At 60.4% G+C, this 18,145-nt stretch carries 18 protein-coding genes; 6 read left to right on the top strand and 12 right to left on the bottom strand.

From position 1 onward, the window contains the following. The 5 genes from nirJ to ACVDG9_RS27290 are packed head-to-tail and all read left to right on the top strand — an operon-like array spanning position 1 to position 4,118. Positions 1-1,221 carry a heme d1 biosynthesis radical SAM protein NirJ gene (gene nirJ / locus ACVDG9_RS27310; RefSeq protein ID WP_447239501.1) on the top strand — a complete coding sequence of 407 codons (1,221 nt, stop codon included), beginning with the start codon at positions 1-3 and terminating at the stop codon, positions 1,219-1,221. Next, complete coding sequence (locus ACVDG9_RS27305; RefSeq protein WP_447239500.1) at positions 1,196-2,743, top strand: cytochrome D1 domain-containing protein; 1,548 nt, start codon at positions 1,196-1,198, stop codon at positions 2,741-2,743. The genes nirJ and ACVDG9_RS27305 overlap by 26 nt, the downstream gene beginning before the upstream one ends. After that, a complete protein-coding gene (locus ACVDG9_RS27300) occupies positions 2,700-3,443 on the top strand; it encodes a CbiX/SirB N-terminal domain-containing protein (protein ID WP_447239499.1) in 744 nt (247 codons plus the stop codon). Before ACVDG9_RS27305 ends, ACVDG9_RS27300 begins: the two co-directional genes overlap by 44 nt. Next, positions 3,440-3,691 (top strand): hypothetical protein, encoded by a 252-nt coding sequence (locus ACVDG9_RS27295; protein ID WP_023001466.1) that lies wholly within the window; start codon positions 3,440-3,442, stop codon positions 3,689-3,691. The genes ACVDG9_RS27300 and ACVDG9_RS27295 overlap by 4 nt, the downstream gene beginning before the upstream one ends. Positions 3,692-3,716: 25 nt before the next feature. Continuing rightward, positions 3,717-4,118, top strand: a complete 402-nt coding sequence (locus ACVDG9_RS27290) for a hypothetical protein (protein ID WP_228873121.1) — start codon at positions 3,717-3,719, stop codon at positions 4,116-4,118. 12 nt (positions 4,119-4,130) lie between these two features. Here the strand turns inward: ACVDG9_RS27290 and ACVDG9_RS27285 are convergent, their stop codons facing one another. The 8 genes from ACVDG9_RS27285 to ACVDG9_RS27250 all read right to left on the bottom strand — a co-directional run bounded on the left by ACVDG9_RS27285 (position 4,131) and on the right by ACVDG9_RS27250 (position 14,263). Then, positions 4,131-5,156: an FAD:protein FMN transferase gene (locus ACVDG9_RS27285; RefSeq protein WP_447239498.1), complete on the bottom strand. Its 1,026-nt coding sequence runs from the start codon at positions 5,154-5,156 to the stop codon at positions 4,131-4,133. Continuing rightward, complete coding sequence (locus ACVDG9_RS27280; protein ID WP_447239497.1) at positions 5,153-5,701, bottom strand: nitrous oxide reductase accessory protein NosL; 549 nt, start codon at positions 5,699-5,701, stop codon at positions 5,153-5,155. The genes ACVDG9_RS27285 and ACVDG9_RS27280 overlap by 4 nt, the downstream gene beginning before the upstream one ends. After that, positions 5,698-6,528, bottom strand: a complete 831-nt coding sequence (locus tag ACVDG9_RS27275; RefSeq protein ID WP_447239496.1) for an ABC transporter permease — start codon at positions 6,526-6,528, stop codon at positions 5,698-5,700. The genes ACVDG9_RS27280 and ACVDG9_RS27275 overlap by 4 nt, the downstream gene beginning before the upstream one ends. A gap of 3 nt (positions 6,529-6,531) precedes the next feature. After that, positions 6,532-7,452, bottom strand: a complete 921-nt coding sequence (locus tag ACVDG9_RS27270) for an ABC transporter ATP-binding protein (RefSeq protein ID WP_447239495.1) — start codon at positions 7,450-7,452, stop codon at positions 6,532-6,534. Further along, complete coding sequence (locus ACVDG9_RS27265) at positions 7,449-8,732, bottom strand: nitrous oxide reductase family maturation protein NosD (RefSeq protein WP_447239494.1); 1,284 nt, start codon at positions 8,730-8,732, stop codon at positions 7,449-7,451. The genes ACVDG9_RS27270 and ACVDG9_RS27265 overlap by 4 nt, the downstream gene beginning before the upstream one ends. A 3-nt stretch (positions 8,733-8,735) precedes the next feature. Next, the gene (nosZ, locus tag ACVDG9_RS27260; protein ID WP_055660829.1) at positions 8,736-10,646 is read right to left on the bottom strand and encodes a TAT-dependent nitrous-oxide reductase; all 1,911 of its coding nucleotides are present in this window, start codon (positions 10,644-10,646) and stop codon (positions 8,736-8,738) included. Between the two features lie 30 nt (positions 10,647-10,676). Beyond that, positions 10,677-12,890, bottom strand: coding sequence for a 4Fe-4S binding protein (locus ACVDG9_RS27255; RefSeq protein WP_447239493.1), 2,214 nt, complete (start codon positions 12,888-12,890; stop codon positions 10,677-10,679). 155 nt (positions 12,891-13,045) lie between these two features. After that, a complete protein-coding gene (locus ACVDG9_RS27250) occupies positions 13,046-14,263 on the bottom strand; it encodes an NnrS family protein (RefSeq protein WP_447239609.1) in 1,218 nt (405 codons plus the stop codon). A 139-nt stretch (positions 14,264-14,402) separates the two neighbouring features. On the opposite strand from ACVDG9_RS27250, the gene ACVDG9_RS27245 reads away from it, so the two are divergent. Continuing rightward, positions 14,403-15,164 (top strand): NnrU family protein, encoded by a 762-nt coding sequence (locus ACVDG9_RS27245; protein WP_447239492.1) that lies wholly within the window; start codon positions 14,403-14,405, stop codon positions 15,162-15,164. 11 nt (positions 15,165-15,175) lie between these two features. Here ACVDG9_RS27245 and ACVDG9_RS27240 read toward each other — a convergent pair whose 3' ends face one another. From ACVDG9_RS27240 to ubiT, 4 genes are read right to left on the bottom strand one after another with little or no spacing between them, the layout of a single operon-like run. Beyond that, positions 15,176-15,562, bottom strand: coding sequence for a hypothetical protein (locus tag ACVDG9_RS27240; RefSeq protein ID WP_447239491.1), 387 nt, complete (start codon positions 15,560-15,562; stop codon positions 15,176-15,178). Further along, positions 15,535-16,446 carry a ubiquinone anaerobic biosynthesis protein UbiV gene (gene ubiV / locus ACVDG9_RS27235; protein ID WP_447239490.1) on the bottom strand — a complete coding sequence of 304 codons (912 nt, stop codon included), beginning with the start codon at positions 16,444-16,446 and terminating at the stop codon, positions 15,535-15,537. The genes ACVDG9_RS27240 and ubiV overlap by 28 nt, the downstream gene beginning before the upstream one ends. Before the next feature lie 3 nt (positions 16,447-16,449). After that, on the bottom strand, positions 16,450-17,436 hold the full coding sequence (gene ubiU, locus ACVDG9_RS27230) for a ubiquinone anaerobic biosynthesis protein UbiU (protein ID WP_447239608.1): 987 nt from the start codon (positions 17,434-17,436) through the stop codon (positions 16,450-16,452). Between the two features lie 20 nt (positions 17,437-17,456). Next, positions 17,457-18,014, bottom strand: coding sequence for a ubiquinone anaerobic biosynthesis accessory factor UbiT (ubiT, locus tag ACVDG9_RS27225; RefSeq protein ID WP_447239489.1), 558 nt, complete (start codon positions 18,012-18,014; stop codon positions 17,457-17,459). Between the last annotated feature and the right edge of the window lie 131 nt (positions 18,015-18,145).

Genomic DNA, 18,145 nt, shown 5'->3' with positions numbered 1-18,145 from the left:
ATGTTCCGCCTCTCGGAATACATGCACCAGCTCGTGGAGCCGACACCTGTCAGGACACGCCGCGGCACCGGTGCGGTCAAACCGGTGGTGATCTGGAACCTGACCCGGCGCTGTAACCTGAAATGCCGGCATTGCTACACCGTGTCGGCAGACGTCGATTTTCCAGGCGAGTTGACCCACGACCAGGCCATGGCGACCCTGGAGGATCTTGGACACTTCGGCATTCCCGCCTTGATCCTGTCCGGGGGCGAACCGCTGGACCGGAAAGACCTCTTTGAGATTGCCGGGCGCGCCAGAAGCCTTGTGCGCATGCTGGCTCTGTCGACCAACGGCACCAGGCTGCACGGCGAGACTGCCGACAAGGTGGCCGAGATCGGTTTCGATTATGTGGGCATTTCCATTGACGGGATCGGGTCCACGAACGACTGGTTTCGTGGCGTCGAGGGAGCTTTCCAATCTGCCCTGCGGGGCGTTCGCGAATGCAAGTCACGCGGCATCAAGGTCGGATTGCGCTTTACTCTGACCGAGGGCAATCACGAGAGCCTGCCGGATCTTCTGCGCCTGTGCGACGATGAAGGTGTCGACAAGTTCTATCTGTCCCATCTCGTCTATGCCGGCAGGGGCGACAAGCACCGCGGCGAAGATGCCGAGCACAAGCGCTCCAGATGGGCAATGGACATTCTGATGGACCGCGCATGGCAAGGTGTCAGCGGTGGCCGGCCACTCGATATCGTAACCGGCAACAATGATGCCGACGCGGTTTACTTTCTGGAATGGGTACAGCGGATCTTTGGTCCGGAAACGGCAGCCCATGTGCGCGGTCATCTCGCGGCCTGGGGAGGCAATTCCTCCGGTCTCGGTGTCGCCAACATCGACACCCTCGGCAACGTGCATCCGGATACCTACTGGTCCGACTACACCATCGGCAGCGTGAAATCCGTTCCGTTTTCCGAACTCTGGACCGGTGAGGACCCCATGCTGGCCCGGCTCAGAACAAGGCCAAGACCGCTCAAGGGGCGCTGCGGTGCCTGTGCCTTCAAGGACGTGTGCGGCGGCAATACCCGTATCCGCGCACTGCAACTGACTGGCGACCCCTGGGCCGAAGACCCTGCCTGTTATCTCAATGACGACGAAATCGGGCTTGCCGGCCCTGGCGGCGAGCGCCTGGCCGTGACCCCGTTCCGAGGAAAACGCCATGATCCGGCTCACCGCTTCGCTTAGCGCACTCCTTCTGATGACCTCGCTTTCGGTTGCAGGCCCCGCACAGGACTACGCAGACAACTGCCAGGACTGCCATGGAGCAGGCCGTCTTGGTGGTGTCGGACCGGCACTGATCCCGGAGACCCTCGGCCGCATGCGCGGACCGGATCTGGATGCTGTCATTCGAGACGGCCGCAAGGCGACGCAGATGCCGGCATTCGCCGATATTCTAGGTGCCGATCAGATCGAGGCCCTGGCCGCTTTCCTGAAGGAGCCACTGAGTGACGTTCCGGACTGGACCGAAACGGATATTGCCGCCAGCCAGGTGATCAATGAGGACTATCAGCCGGTCGAAAAACCGGTCTGGCAGTCCGATCCGATGAACATCACCCTTGTCGTCGAAACAGGTGATCATCACGTGAGTGTTCTTGACGGCGATACCTTCGAGACACTCGACAGGTTCGCAACGCCGTTTGCGGTCCATGGCGGGCCGAAATTCTCGCCGGACGGGCGCTATGTCTTCATCATGTCGCGCGACGGCTGGGTCCAGAAATACGATCTCTACGCGCTTCAGGAAGTCGGCCGGGTGCGGGCAGGGCTCAACAGCCGCAACATTGCCATGAGCCATGACGGCAAGTGGCTGGCGGTTGCCAACTATCTGCCGATGACGCTGACGATCCTGTCGACCGAGGACCTTTCGGTCGCAACCGTGATGGATGTGACGGCCAAGGACGGCACGGCCAGTCGCGTTTCGGCGGTCTATCAGGCTCCCAACCGCAAGAGCTTCATCCTTGCCTTGAAGGATGCTCCGGAAATCTGGGAAGTAGCGACCGATCCGGAAGCCGACCCGGTCTACGAAGGCTTCGTGCACAGCCGGGAAAAAGGAATGGTCGAAGCTTTGCCTTCGTCCGTCGGTCTCTTCGCCCGCCGCCGGATCCTGACGGCGGAACCGCTTGACGATTTCTTTTTCGATGATGAATACCGGCATCTCGTCGGAGCGTCGCGCGACGGCGCGCGCGGTGTCGTGGTCAACCTGAATGTCGGACGTGAAATCGCTGAACTGCCGCTGGAAGGTATGCCGCATCTCGGGTCCGGTATCAGCTGGGAGCGGGATGGCCGCAGGGTCATGGCGACCCCGCATCTGAAAGAAGGCAAGCTGTCGGTCATCGACACCGAAACCTGGAAGCAGATCGCGACAATCAAGACCGACGGTCCCGGCTTCTTCCTGCGCAGTCACGAGAACACGCCCTATTTCTGGGCCGATGTCTTCTTCGGTCCGAACAAGGACGAAATTCATGTGATCGACAAGGAAAGCCTGGAAATCGTCAAGACCTTGAAGCCCGTCGAAGGCGCGACGGTTGCCCATGTCGAATTCACGAAAGATGGCCGCTATGCCCTTGTCTCGGTCTGGGAGGACGACGGTGCGGTGATTGTCTACGACGCCAGTACGCTGGAAGAAATCCGGCGCCTGCCCATGCGAAAACCTTCGGGGAAGTACAATGTCTGGAACAAGATCACCTTTTCGGAAGGAACGAGCCATTGAGGCGATCCTCGTCTCGCACGGCCAGCCGTCGCACCCGCAGGCAGGTGAAGCGTATTTGCGCGCACTTGCGCAGCAGGTCCGCGAATTCCTGCCCGAATGGTCCATCCGCTCGACCACGCTGGCCGCGCCTGGCGCTCTTGAACGGACTCTGGGCCTTGCCGGGCCTGAACCGCTTGTTTTTCCGGTTTTCATGGCCGAAGGCTGGTTCACGCAGACCGCTCTGACAGGCAGGCTGAAAGGGACGGGCGCCCGGCAGCTGCCTGCCCTCGGCATCCATCCCGAGTTGCCACGGTTGACGGCGCATTTTCTGGAAATGACGGCTGAAAGAACTCACTGGAATGCGTCCGGCTACGAACTGCTGCTGGCAGCCCATGGGTCGGCAACCTGCCGGTCGACCGCGCAAAGCACCCTCCGCTTTGCGGCTGGTCTTGCCGAATGGTTGCCGGAAAGACCGATCCGACTGGGCTTCCTGGAAGAAGCACCCTTCCTGGAACAAACGGCTACAAGTTGCGGCATGAGAACGGTCTTGTTACCCCTGTTCGCCGGAAACGGGCACCATGTGACCCAGGACATTCCGGAAGCTCTCGACAAGGCCGGGTTCGAGGGACTGCGCCTTGCTCCGCTGATCGAGGCGCCTTTCGTACCCAAACTCATTGCCTGCGCTCTGGAGAGCGCCAATCGGAAGGAACTGGCGGCGTGACCCGGATCGAAACCGGCTGGCCGGTGCGCAAACTTGCGATCGTGCTTTATCCGTTCACGGCCGCTGCCGTTGCCATCAACCTCTTCATGCTCAGCCTGATGGGGCAGGCCATCGGCTTGCCGGCCCTGTCGCCGATCGTGTCGATCTGGATCAGCTTGCCACTCGGCATCCCGGCCACATGGCTTGCAGCAAAGTGGGTGCGGCGACTGATGGACGAAGCAGATGGAAAACTGCCACCGGCAGATTGACACCCTCGTAAACGGGAAACGGACCATGTTGATACAAAGGGACCTGCGTCGAGGAACTGGCCTGCGCATGGCTGGTGCCGCCGCCGCTGTTTTCGGTGTCATGACAGTTGTGAGCGGTGGAACGGTTCTCTTTGGTGGCGATCAGCTATCCAGACTGGCTGGCAACGTCGTCTCGTTTGTCCTGTGGTTCAATTTTCTGGCGGGCTTTGCATATGTAATGACCGGCATCGGGCTCTGGTTTGCCAGAGGGTGGGCTCGCTGGATGGCCATCGCGATTCTGATCGGGACCGCGGTCGTCTTATGTGCATTCCTTGTGTATGTGTCCCAGGGTGGGCCTCATGAAACGCGCACTCTCGTGGCATTGATCTTCAGAACGGGCTTCTGGGCGATCGTTACCTCGACCGCCCTGCGCGCCGTAATCCGCTGAAAGACGCTTTCCTCAAGCCCTCAGCCACCCTGTCGAACCATCGCGGCGCACCACGAAGGCGCTGGTTGCCGTAAAGTCGGTAAGGGCTCTGCCAAGGCGGTTCTCTTCAAGTACCAATGCAGCTGTGGACAGGCCATCGGCAAGAGCTGCGGCCGGTGCTATGACGCTGGCGCCATCTACTGCACCCGCAACCGGCAGGCCGGTTCGCGGATCAATGATGTGGGAGCGCCGGCCGGCTTGATCGAAGGTCGTTCCGAGCCGCGCGGAACTGGCGACTGCGGCGTTCGTCAATCTGATCCTGGTATTCGCCTCTGCGCGTTCGGCCACCGGCTGCAAGGTCACTGGCCAACCACGGTGAGCGCCTGCGTTGAGAGCAAGTTCTTCATCCGGCCCGCCTCTGGTGACGATCTCACCGAGGTCGACCACCATGTTCGTGCATCCCTTCGCGGCTAGCAGGGCCGTCACCCTGTCCGTGATGTAGCCTTGGGCAATGCCGTTGAAGGACATGGACATGCCTTTTTGCGCAAAGCGGATCTCGCCCGGGTCATAAACGACGTGTCTGAAGCCTGTGCGGCTTCGGGCAGTTGCAAGATCTTCTCCGGTGTCGCCGGACGCCTGCCTGGCGTAATAGGCCCACAAAGGTTGAATGGTCGGGTCGAAGGCTCCTTCAGTCGCGGCGTGTAGCCTGTCGCACAGGCCGAGCAGATCGACCATTTCCAGAGAAGGTGCCGAAAGCCGTCCGTTGGCATTCAGCCGGACCAGCTCGCTGTCCGGTTGGTAGAGACTGAAGATCGCTTCCAGCCTGCGGATTTCCGCTTCCACCTTGGTGAACAGGCGTTTCGCTTCGCTTGCGCTTTCATGCAGGATATCGATCTCGGCCCCAGCCCCGAGCGCAATGCCGCGCCAGCGGTACAATTGGGCCTGTCCACCTGCCATTGCGGCACCCGCCGGCAAAGCAAGACCAGTAACACCGGCGGCGCAGATCCGCAGGAAACGCCTGCGGTTCATGGGTGGTTGATTGATGGTTGCATGTGTCATTGCGCAGCCCCGTGTTTTACAGACATGGGGACCGAGGTGGCAGCGGACACATCGACGGCTCCCAGAACGTAGTCGGTCGGGATGTCTTCGGCGCGGACGACGCGGCCCATGTTGTCCCGTGCGAAGGCGTCCGCTCCGGCCTGCGTACCAAAGGGAATTGCTTCCGGGGCGCCCATGCCGCCTGCCACGTCGCTGCCGATGACGAACCAGGCCCCATCCAGATCGATCCAGTTGTCGGTACCCGGCTGGGTCCAGCTTTCTGCGCGCTCCATGTCATTGACATAAACGGCAGCAATATCCTTTGGCTCTTCGGGAGAACGCAGGAAGGCAACCGCATCGCGGACCTGTGTGAACCAGAGCGGATTGGGATTTCCTGCCAGATGGATCTGCGCCTTGGGGCCGTCATGTTCCAGAACGGTCATCTGGCAGTAGTGACCAGCTGCTTCCGGTGTCAGATGCACGGCATCGGGTTTGGCAATCTGAACCTCTTCCTGGCAGGCAGCCAGGACCCCGAGCATGAATATCGAAATGAGCGCGCGTTTCATGGCGCAATCCTTTTTATCAGAAGAGCGGAGCCAGCCATGGCCAGGCCGGCAAATGCGGTCAGGGAGCCAAGGGCAAGCAAGGGGTCGAAAGGCAGCGTGTCTGCCACCCCGGCCATGCCGCCCACCAGATCGCTTGCGCCGAGGGCGGCCAGGTTGAACAGACGGAAGGCGTCGGCCGGATTGAGCAGGATGGCGTAGGGGAAGACGTCGGACGCGAAGACACCGCTTGGGTTTGCGACCAGCGCGCCAAGCAGCGCAAGGTCATACAGGACGACCAGCATAAGCCACACGGCAACTGAAGCCGCCGCCGCAGTGCGCGACTGGCGTGTCAGTGAACTCAGAACGTAGCCCGTGGCGAGAAAGCAGACGCCGAGCAGGATCGAGGTTGCGATCAGACGCGCAAAATCCGCAAGGCCCGAGAGGGAGCCGAAACCCGCTGCCACAAGCAACCCGGCGGTCAGGCCGTAGCCGACAACCAGTGCGAACGCCAGAACCAGTGTGTGGCCGACGGCCTTGCCGATCAGGAATTCGACACGGGAGATCGGGCAGGACAGCGTCATCAGCAGTGTGCCACGCTCGATCTCGCCGCAGATGGCATCGAATGCGAGCAGCAGGGCGATGAGCGGCACGAGATAGACCGACAGACTGGCCAGAGAGGCAACGGTAATGGTCAGGCGGTCGACGCCGAGCGTTCCGGCGGGTGCCGAGCCGAGCAGGGCGAGCGCCAGCGAGAACACGGCGAGGATCATCGCTGCAAGCAGGATCCACCTGTTGCGGATACCAATTCGGATTTCTTGTCCTGCTACGGTGAGGATTCTGGAGAACATGGTTCAGGCCTCCTTGCCAGCGGTGCAGGAAAAATACCGGTAAACGTCGTCGAGGCTTGGCGCGTGCACATCGACATCCTCAACCAGGTTGCCGAGTGCGCTGATTGCCGAAAGGGCTTTGACCTTGTCGTCCGCGTTGCAGTTGAATTCGACCGAACGTCCGTTCATCTGCCCGCCGCCGAGGCTTTCGGAGACATGGGCAAGATCTTCGGGCCTGGTCCAGACCTTCAGCCTGATCGGCAGCCCGGCCTGGGCGCGCAGGCGGCTCAGCACATCGTCCGCGACGAGCCGGCCTTTCGACAGGATCAGGATCCGGTCTGTCCGGGCCTCCAGTTCGGTGAGGGCGTGAGACGACAGCAGCACCGTCGTTCCCTGACCGGCGATTTCACCGATCAGTTCATAGACCGTCTGCCGGGAGATAGGATCAAGGCCTGTCGTCGGTTCGTCGAGCAGGATCAACCGAGGTCTCCCGACAAGAGCCTGGGCAAGACCAAGGCGTTGACGCATGCCCTTGGAATAGGTGCCGACCCGCCGTTTTGCAGCCTCCGCCAGGCCAACCCTTTCGAGCAGCGGCAAGGCCCTGGCCGGGCTTTCGCCTTTCAGTCTCGCGTAGAAGGTCAGCACTTCCTTGCCGGTGAGCGAGGCGGGAAAGGCGACCGATTCCGGCAGATAGGCCGTGCCGACACGGGCATCGTGACTGCCGGGGGCAGCTCCCATGACGGCGACGTCTCCATGGTCGCGCTTCAGGAACCCGAGCACGATCTTGAACAGTGTGGTCTTGCCGGCGCCGTTGTGCCCGAGCATGGCAACCCGTTCACCTGCGTTCAGCGAAAAAGACACGTCATCGACGGCCTTGTGCCCGGAAAAGGTCTTGCAGACGCCGTCCACGCGGAGGGTCGGTGCAGAAAGGGACGTTTCGGTCATCCTTGAACTCCCGAATTCGGTGTCGCCCGCACCGGCGGATGCATCAGTGGGGCGTTATCGACGATGCCGCCTGGCAGCAGCGCCGGAAATTGAGATTGGGTCCACCGCAGCAGCTGAACAGCCGGACTGCCGACCAAAAGCTTGGCGGAAGGCTGGGTCCAGAGAACCTGGTCGACCATGTCATTTGGCCGGTAGGCGGTGTCGGCAATGCCGTCGCCGTTCATGTCGAAGGCCGGGTGGTCGCTCCAGTAGTTGCCGCGCCCGTCCGTGCTCCAGTCAAGCTGGCGGCTGCCGACGTATTTCACCTGGGTCTTGTTGGCGATGAAGGCATTGCCCTTGAAGGCGTTATTTGCAGAACCCGCCGTGAAGTGAACACCGATGGGGCAGCCTTCGAAGCTGTTGTCTGTCACCGTGTTCTTGTTAGCGTTGTACATGAACAGACACTTCTCGCCGCCGCCTTCGACCTGGTTGCCGGAAATCTCGGCGTGATTGGCGTAGTTGAGCATGAGGCCGTGATTGCGGTCGCCGATCGAGACATTGTTGCGTACCTCCAGCCGGTCGGAAAACATCAGCGCGTAGCCGATGTCGTTGCCTTCGGAAACGTTGTTCTCGATGACACCATTGTTGCCGTGCATGTAATGAACGGCAAAACGCAGGTCTTCGAACCGGTTGTTGCGGAAGGTGTCCTTGGGACTGGTGTTGACGAAGATGCCGTCGCGGCCGTACCGGATCGTGTTGTATTCCGCCAGAAGATCAGGCGCGTTCCAGACGTAGATACCGTTGCCGCGCTCGTTCATGCGCAGGTCCTGGCGGCCTTCGATGAGATTGTTGGACACAGTTGCGTTGCGCGCACCATGAACATCGACACCTGTCAGGTTGTCGAGGATCCGGTTGTCACGCACGATGGCGCGATGCGCGGTCTTGGACAGCTTGACGCCTGCATCCAGCGTTTCCTGCGAGAGGCCGGAGCCGGTCAGTTCCAGCCCTTCCACGACACTGTCCGGTGCGTTGATGGTGACGACGCTGCCGGTGCCATTTCCGGCAATACCCGCCTTGCCCGCTCCACTCAGCGTCAAGGGTTTGTCGAGAACCACTGGGCCCTCATGCTTGCCGGGTGCAAGCCGGAGAATGTCCCCGGCCTGCGCTTGTTGAAGAACCTGCTGCAAGGCGCCCTTTTCGGCTGGTACCTGCCATTCTTCCGCCTGTAGCGGACCGCAGACGGTCAGGCTCGCCACAGCAGCGGTGGAAAGGGCCAGTGATCTGAAAAAGGCGCGGTGCATGGCTTAGGCGTTCCTCGGTTCCACGAACATCCGGCCGCGCATTTCCATGTGCAGCGCATGGCAGAACCACTGGCAATAGTACCAATGGACGCCCGGGCGTTCGGCAACAAAGGTGACCGACGCGGTCGCCTGCGGACCAACTTCCATGGCGATGCCATAGTTGGACAGGCAGAAGCCATGGGTCAGGTCATCGATATCATCGATGTTGGTGACGTAGATGGTGACTTCGTCGCCCTGCTTTACCGTGAACTTCTCGAGGCTGAATGTCGGCGCGACCGAGTGCATGTAGACACGCACCTTGTTGCCGTCGCGGATGACATCCGCGGCATATTCCAGCTCGACGCCGTCGGCGGCAGCCTGTTTCTTGGCATCGTCAAACCAGGGATGGTTGCGATCCCAGACAGTTGCCGGATTCAGCTTCGACGCATGCACGATGATGCTGTCATGCGGCTCGGCGAACGTCGGCCCGTCGTGAACCACCTTCATGTCGTCGGTGGAAATGTCGATGAGCTGTTCGTTCTCCGGTTTCAGCGGACCGACGTTCAGGAACCGGTCCTTGGAGAACTTGTTCATCGAGATCAGCCATTTGCCGTCCGCTTCCGCGGTTTCACCCATGGACGTGGAGTTGTGGCCCGGCTGATAATGCACATCGACCTTCGAGATGATCGGATCGACTTCTTCGCCCGCATAGGCGCGGATGGCCTTGTCGACGTTCCATTTCACGATCTGGCTGTCGAGGAACAGGGTCGTGAATGCGTTGCCCTTGCCGTCGAAAGCCGTGTGGAGCGGGCCAAGGCCGAGCTGAGGTTCGGCGACAACAGCCGAGCGTGGATCGGCATTGTCAGAGAAGAGCGCGTCGACCTTGGTCACGTCGATCACCGTGCAGGTGGGCGACAGCTTGCCATTGATGACGATGTGCTTCTTGTCCGGTGCCGCGTTGCAGCCGTGCGGGCTGTTCGGAACCGGGATATAGCGGGTGAACTGGGAATTGGCTTCTTTCCGGCCGTCGACGATCGGCACACCGTTGAGTTCCCGGTAGTTGCCCGCAGCGACGGCTTCCTCGATCGCCTTAATGTTGAAGACGACGCAATGGTCCAGTTCGCTCTCGGTCATTTCGGCAAGGTTCATGCCCATTTCCGAGTTGTAGCTGGTCGAAAAGGCGTATTTGCCCTGGTAGTCGGCGTCGCAGTTATCGAGGTTGCCCGATACGATCACCTGCCAGGCGACCTTCATCTCGTCACCGTCGATGGCGGTGAACAGGCAGGAATACTGGGAAGGATCGTCAAGAATCTTGCCGTCGTTGACCAGTGGGGCTTCATGCTCGCCATTGGCAAAGACATAGCCCGTGCGCGGATATTTCTGCGGTCGCATGCCGTGGATGTCGTGTGCGTTCGGGATCTCGATGATCTTGTCGCACTTCATCGTGGTGCAATCGATGCGGGCCACGCGCGTGTTCGCCTTGTCGTTGGCGAAGATGTAACGACCGTCGTAGGTGCCGTCGGTGAAGGACATATGCGGATGGTGCAGGTCGCCGTTGTCATAGGTGACCTTGCCCTGTGCCGCGAGATACGCCTTGGTTTCCGGCAGCAGACCTTCCGTCAGGATCTTGAGGGACTCGTTGGTCTGGCCCCAGCCGGTTGCCGAGCAGCGGTTGAATACCGGAACACGCATCAGTTCGCGCATGGACGGGAAACCGAGAATGCGCAACTCGCCGCTTTGGCCGGACGACCAGAAGCCGTAATATTCGTCGAGTTCACCCGGTGCGAGTTCGAACTTCTGTCCGTCTCCCTGCGCATATGCAAGGTCTGCACCGCTGAGGGCGACTGCGCCCATTCCGGCGACAATGGCGGTCTTGGCTGATCCGCCCAACAGATCCCGGCGGGATACGCCGCGCTGTTCTTGAGTGTCCTTCATGGCTGATCTCCTTAGGTTGCCTTTTGAAGGTTATTTGGCCGGCACCGGCGTTTCCGCCTTGGCTTTTGTGTCCGGCTTGACGAGACCGGTCTGCACCTCGAACCGCCGTCTTTTCGCGAGCTTCTTGATGCAAACGGGACATTTCTGGTCGTGCTGATACAGAACCTGGCAATGCAGGCAGTTCAGGCACTCGTTGGGATTGATGTGGCCTTCGGGATGGATGGCCTGGACCATGCACTCCTTGGCGCAGCGGTTGCAGGGGTTGCCGCACTCGCGGTACCGCTTCAGCCAGTCGAACATCCGCAGCCGTGCCGGGATCGCGAGGGCCGCGCCGAGCGGGCACAGATACCGGCAGTAGAACCGCTCGATGAACAGGCCGGCTGCCAGCAGGGCCACCGCGAACAGGACGAAGGGCCAGGCGCGCTGGAACTTCAGGATGATGGCCGTCTTGAAGGGTTCAACCTCGGCATAGTGTTCGGCCACATCGAGTGAATAGAGCGACAGTCCGAACAGACCCAGGAAGATGATGTATTTCACCGGCCACAGGCGCTCATGCAGACCCCACGGCACTTCGATCTGCGGGATACGGCACAGCTTGGCGATACGGTTGGTCAGCTCCTGCAGGGCGCCGAAGGGGCACAGCCAGCCGCAATAGGCGCCGCGTCCCCAGAACAGAAGGGCAGCAGCCACGGAGAACCACAGCAGGAACACCAGCGGATCCATCAGGAAGGCGTCCCAGCTGAAGTCGCTCGTGAGGGCGGAGAAGAAGGCCAGCACGTTGACCACCGACAGCTGGGCGTTTTCCATCCAGCCGAGCCAGACCAGCGTGAAGGTGAGGAAGCCGATGCGGAACCAGAAGGTGAAACGCTCGTTACGGGTCACCTGCATCTGGAAGAAGAACACCAGCGTGAGCACGGCGATGGCAGCGCCAAGGATCAGAACGTCCGTCTTGCGGTCATTCCAGATCCGTTTCCACAGTGCCTGGACACCTGTGTCCTTTTCCGCGACGGCTCCGCTGGATTGACCCGATGCTGCGGCAGGCGCTGCGGCTGGTGCAACGGTCTTCAGATAACTGTCGGGCAGGCGGTAGCCGAGGTCGAACGTCAGGAACACCTTTTCGATCGGCCCGACCGGGCGCTGCACGAGCAGCTGCAGCCGGAATTCCTTGGCAGGATCGAAACCTGAGTCTGCCGGAATGATGAAGAGGTCCATTTCGGAAAAGGCCGGGGCACCTTCCGCGGCGATGGTTCCGACGCGGTTGTGCTGGCGGTCATGGAAACGAACCGAGACATCGTCCTGGATGAGCTGGATCCGGTCGAAAATCCCGCCCCGCACATAGCCCGACCCCTTGAAGGAATAGCGTCCCCGGCCGGCCACAAGAATGGCATGGTCGCCGTCGTTCAGCCGTGCCATCAGGTTGGCATATTCCGCTTCACCCAACAGCGACAGGCCGATTGAAGGTACATCTGCAAGAGCGAGATAGAGGTCGATGAAAGTGTCGGTTTCCGGGCCTTTTTCAGGCCTGTCGACCGCACGTTTGTCGCCCTGGCTCACAAAGGATTCGTTGATCTGCGCAACATCCAGGGAGAGGCGCCGTACCGAGCCATCACCGGTCAACGTCATCCAGTCACTGATGTCTTTCTTGCCGGGATCGACTTCCCTTTGCGGGCCACTCTCCGCAACTTCGGAAGCAAGACCACCCAGACCCAGGGTCCGTGCAACCTTCAGGCCCGAACGGATAATGGAATCGTCGATGACCATGATGGTCACGGTCGCGCCGGATATGATGTCGAGATCGTGTGCCGAGCCACCACTGGCAGCTTCCGACTTCAGGTCGAGACCTGCATATCCTTCCGTGACCGCACGGATTTTCTTGTCCGGAATTCCGATCAGGACAATCGGTTCGGAGTGTTTGACCAGTCGGACACCCGTGATGACGGCGTCCTTGTCGACCCCGACAAGAGTGTGGATCGGTTTGCCGGAATAGCCCGTTGTGGAGACGAAATCCGAAGTCAGGTAAACCCAGCCGAGCGTGTCTTTGCCTTTCAGGGCAGGCACGACCGGAACATCGTTCTTCAGCGGGCCGAAAGTTTCGGCCCCCGGCACGAGTTCGCCCGGTGCTACCTTGTCGAGGTAATGCTGGACCAGCGCTTCATCTGCCTTGACCGGTGCGATTCCCACCAGACCCAGGGCAACAGCGATGCTCAGGAAGGCGAACAGAAAAATGTGACGGGGATGACCCACGAGACGCGCTCCAAGAAGTCGTGTGTTTTCTCTTGGGGCTAGTTGTCGGCCTTCATGGCCTGGAACTTCTTGACGATAGTCAAGCGTGTCGAAATTGATTTTTCAGGAGATGAAAAAAAGGCGCTCACCTGTGGCGAGCGCCTTGATAAATATTGTTATTTTCGTATTCGAGGCGTCGTCAGGATCGGGAAATAGACCCCGACATACAAAGCGAAGGCCACGATCCACAAACTGCCCGACAGCAGCATGGTTTCGAAATAGCCGAGGGCGCTGAGCCCGAAACTTCGCACCAGCGCGGCGGCGATCAGAAGCACATAGGCGAGCACGATAGGCCTAGACACCTTCAACGGCAAACCCGCGTGACCGAGCGAGGCGCGCGTCATCATTGCAAGTGTCATGCTGCCGATTGCTCCGGCAGCAAGCAGATGCAGGGCAGCCGTTTCGGAGTATTCGCCGGTCAGTAAAGTCACACCGTAAACCAGGTATCCGGACCCAAGCAGCAGATAGGCGACATGCAGGATCCAGAGGATCGGTTCCCTTCGCGCCGCCCAGCCTTGCCAGCCGGCAAGACGTAATAGCGTGACCAGCCCGGCCGCCAGGCAAAGCCCACCACGCAACACCTCAGGCACAAACGGCAGGAATGCGAGAGCTGTCAGCAGCACAAGCAGGATACCTGCCCGGTCCAGCCAGACACGTGACACGGGCAGGGACCCTTGATAGCCCGCCCGAAGCAGGGCGTTGCGCGTGAACGCCGGCACGACCCGGCCACCGATAATCGCGATCATGGCCGTACTGGTGAATATTCCCATCCGAACGCCGGCCTGGGCGGTGTCGTCGGTCCAGCCGACCCACTCCAGATGCATCATCAGATTGCCGGTGAGGAGAGCCGTCAGCAGGGCCAGAAACACCATGTTGCGGGCCTGGGATTTGCGAGCAAGGCGCCCGAGTACGGCGGTGGAGAGGACCGGGACAAAGGCAAGGTCCACCGCGGCAACGATCACCGGGTCGATGCTGTTGGAAAACCAGATCGCAAACCGTCCCGCAAGCCAGACCGTGCCACTGGCAATGACAAACAGCGAACCGGCTTCCTTCGTTCCGGTCCAGTTGGGCACCGCTGTCACGAAGAACCCTGCAATCACGGCGGCCGTATAGCCAAAAACCATTTCATGCGCGTGCCAGAGGTGCGGTGCCATGGCCATGGGTGTGGAGATAAAGGTGCCTCCGGCGGCGTGCACACCGAGCCAGACTGTCCAGGCGAGCATGGCAAATACCGAAAAAATGCCTGCGGACAGGAAAAAGAACCTGAACCCGGCGGTCAACACTGTCGGGATCCGGGTAGGGCTGCCCAATGCCCCAAAACGATGAGTTGCCATCATGAGCTTGCCTTTCAGGGTGTTTCTGCCGGCAGGCCGGCAAATGCAGCTGAAGATGAAACAGGCCGAAGGGCCCTTGGCTCATGATCCCAAGACGGGTCCGCAAGTGTCTTGACCATCGTCAAGTCGGATTGGATTCATGACTATAAGAGTCATGTATATCGACGGAGCTGCGAGGTTCCGGAAACGTGTTCCTGTAGAGAGCGCCCCTGCCATGCTCAGCCTCAACTGGCTCAATTTTATCGCGGCCTTCCTGGTCTTCTTCGCCTCCCACATGGTTCTGGTCAGGCCGCCGATTCGTCCGCTTCTGGTCGCCTTCCTCTCACCGCGCGGGTTTTCACTCTGCTATTCGCTGCTTTCGCTGGGGATCCTGTGGTGGTTGATTGTGGCAGCCCGTGATGCGCCATACGTTGCGCTTTGGCCTTGGGAGACCTGGCAGACCTATGTACCCGTATTGATGATGCTGCCCGTCTGTCTGATCCTCGCCTTCGGGATCGGTGCACCAAACCCGTTCTCCTTCGGCGGGCGGCACAGCAACCGGTTCGATCCCGAGCGTCCAGGCATCGTCGGCCTGACCCGTCACCCGATCCTGGTGGCTGCGTTTCTGTGGTCAGTGGCGCATGTTGTTCCGAACGGAGATCTGGCACACGTCATCCTGTTTGGAACGTTTGCGGTTTTCTCTCTGGCGGGCATGAAACTGATCGATCGGCGCAAACAAAGGGAAATGGGCAATACCTGGAATTGCCTGCTAGCCGACATGAAGCATTCGTCTAGATTGGTGCCGGTCAACTGGCAAGCAATCCTGATCAGGGCAACGGCAGGGCTTGTGCTCTACATTGTCCTGGCAGTCGCGCACCCCTTGTTTGCAGGTGTCGATCCCGTGGCAACGCTGATGCCGTAAGGCAGCGGTCTTCAGGTCTTGCCGGAAATTCTGGCCAGTTCCGTCAGCCGCCGGGCACACCGATCCGCCATATCTGCCAGAAACTTGAGGCTTTCTGCATGATCGACCATCTCCTGCGCTGTCAGCGGCTTGCGGCTGAGGAGCGCCAGGTCGCTCAGAAAGGATATACCGGACGCCATCTGGGCATACTCGGTCTCGATATTGCCGGTCAGGTCCCTCTGCAGCTTGAGGGTTCTCCAGGTTTCTATGGCGACGATCGTCCGGTCCAGTTGTTCCTTGCACGTACAGGGCATGTCCAGGCGTTGCAGTTCACGGTGGATCTGCTCGATGACATCCGGAAATGGTTCGCTTCGCGCTTCGGTGCCCGGTCTCAGGCCGGGAGCGTTGCTGTCTTCCATCCTGCATCTCCTGCGAGATAGGCGTTGCAGACAGGGCCGGGCAGGCCTTGGCCTGCGAGCTCTGCATTCAAGTCTTCACATGTCAGCTCGCCATCCAGAAAGCGCCTGAATGTGCCCGCGACCTTCACCATGTCCAGCGAATGAGGAGACAGGCGTAGCCGGCGGACACCCGTTGCCTGTAATTGTCCGCTGGTTACGCCCGCAACATGAACGGCAGCCGACAGGGTCTGAATTCCGTTTGCCGCCAGGAACCCGCGATCGTCCAGTGTGGCGATGTTCATTCCGTCCGGGTCGCGATCACAGACAAACTGACAGGCGTCCTTGCGCAGCCCATGTGCCCTTGCATGGTAACAACGGGACGAGAGTGCGAGTGGAAGCCTGCCGAACGCAAAGAGTTCAATGTCCACCTCCGGCACGAGCGCGGCGATTTTCTGGATCGAAACAAGAGGCAGTTCGACCGGAGGACACCAGGCCGTGGCTCCTCTGTCGGCAAGCAGTCTGAGGCTGGCTTCGTTGTAGACATTCAGAAACGGGCCTGCCGTGAATTCCTGGCCAGCGCGGCCCGGGACCATCGACAGATCGTTGATCTCGATCGGCATGTCATAACCTGCCTGCTGGCGCAGGATCTCCCGTTCCCGCTTGTTGACGGGTTGCGCAAGCCCTGACAGGACCACCTGTTTACCGGCCTTGGTCAGCATCTCCATGATGTCCGGCCAGAGTGCATCGGTGAACGGCATGCGCTTGCCGCACACGACTTCACCCAGATACACGCGGTCGATGTCCGCTTCCTCGGCGATGCCGCGGTAGAAGTCGACAAGCCGCTCCGCAGACCAGTTGAAGAAACAGGGCCCGAGCGCAAGTTCAATTTTCGGATGATCCGGCATCTTTTATCGCCATGTTTTCTTGTAGGAGCCTGCGGTCTGACGGCCGCCTTCCGAAAAGGCTTTCAAGGCATCGATGGCCGGGCCGGGGTCGCCGCCGTCTGAAAGACTGTCGACAGCCTTCCGGAACGCGCCGACGACGCCCGCGATATAGGCCTTGCCGCGTTGGCGACCTTCGATTTTCAGCGCTGTGACACCCGCCTTGGAAAGGTCTCCGAGAAGCTCGAAGGCATTGAGGGAAACCGGGTCCTCGAACAGGTAGCCGGTCTTGCCTTCCGCGGTGAACTGGCCCTTGCAGAGCGTCGGATAACCGGCTGCCTGGCCTTGCTCGAAACTGTCGATTGTGAACCCGCCGAGCCGGGCCTGAAGTTTGCCATCGGCGTCTTCGGTGTAGTCGACATGTTCCGGCGGCGAACACACGCCGGTCAGGTTCGGCGACTTGCCCGTGGCGTAGGAGGAAAGCGAGCATCTGCCCTCTGTCATCACGCAGAGCCCGCCGAAAACGAAGACCTCGGTTTCGACATTGATTTCCTTGTTCAGGCTGGCGATTTCAGGCACCGACAGCACCCTGGGCAGGACGACGCGCTTCACCCCGAAAGTGTCCGCATAGAACCGGATCGCCTCGGGCGTGTTGGCGGCCGCCTGCACGGACAGATGAAGCCTCAGTTCAGGATGGTTGCTTGCCGCATGATCGAGAACAGCAAGATCTGCGGCAATGACGGCGTCGGCCCTGCATTGCGCAGCGGTATCAACGGCCTCTCGCCACAAACCGACATCTCCGGCCCGGGCAAACGTGTTGATTGCGACCAGCACCCTGGACCCCTTGCGGTGGGCAAAGGCAACGCCCTCCGCCAACTCTTCCGGCGAGAAGTTCAGTCCGGGAAAGTTGCGCGCGTTGGTCTCGTTCGCAAGACCGCAATAGATCGCGTCGGCACCGGCTTCCGCTGCTGCGCGTAACGCGGCAGGGGTTCCTGCCGGGCAAACCAGTTCCAACGGCTTTGCTTCAGGTGATTTCATGAGAGTTTCTGCCGGGAACAGTCAGCCTGGGCGGATTTTTGCGCAAAGGCACGAACCTGGCCCAGCAGCTTGTCGCTGAAGGTGTTCACCCAGTCGGCCGACTGTCCGCTCAGGCCGAAGAATTCGCCCGGGGTGAGGTCTGCCTCTTCCAGCGTGTTGCGCAGGGCCAATACGTGCTCTGTCCTGCCTTCGATACGAAGATCACGGCTGAAGAACAGGGCATCGCCATCATAGGTGCCGTCCAGCAGTCCCAGCAGCACCAGAAAGGGAGCGCGCACGATCGCCCGAGCATCGCCGATCCGGCTCTTGTCACAGATCCGGACCCTGGAGTTGTCCGGATCCAGTGACAGAAGAAAGGCGTGGGGCAAATCGTCCGGAACGATCGCGATCGGCACCTGGACAACGTCGCCGAGCCTGCGGATCAGATCCGGCCGGCGTGCGACGAGGCGTTTCGTGAGGGTCGACAACAGCGCTTCCATTGGAGGTTTCGGCAGGGGCGAAACAAGGGAGGAAACGAGTGGTGGCAGGCTTTCCGAAGAGGGGTGTGTTTGCATCCGGATCTCACTTTCTGTGAGCGGAGCCTAGACCGGCATCGCCCCTTGCCAACTTGACAATTATCAAGGCGGGCATCGGTCGTTCTGCCGATATCGCCGGACACTCTGAGCAGCGTGTTGCCACACGCGCA

This window comes from Roseibium sp. RP-7, assembly GCF_053005225.1.
The sequence above is the reverse complement of the archived record's forward strand: the minus strand, read 5'-3'. Positions and strand labels throughout refer to the sequence as shown.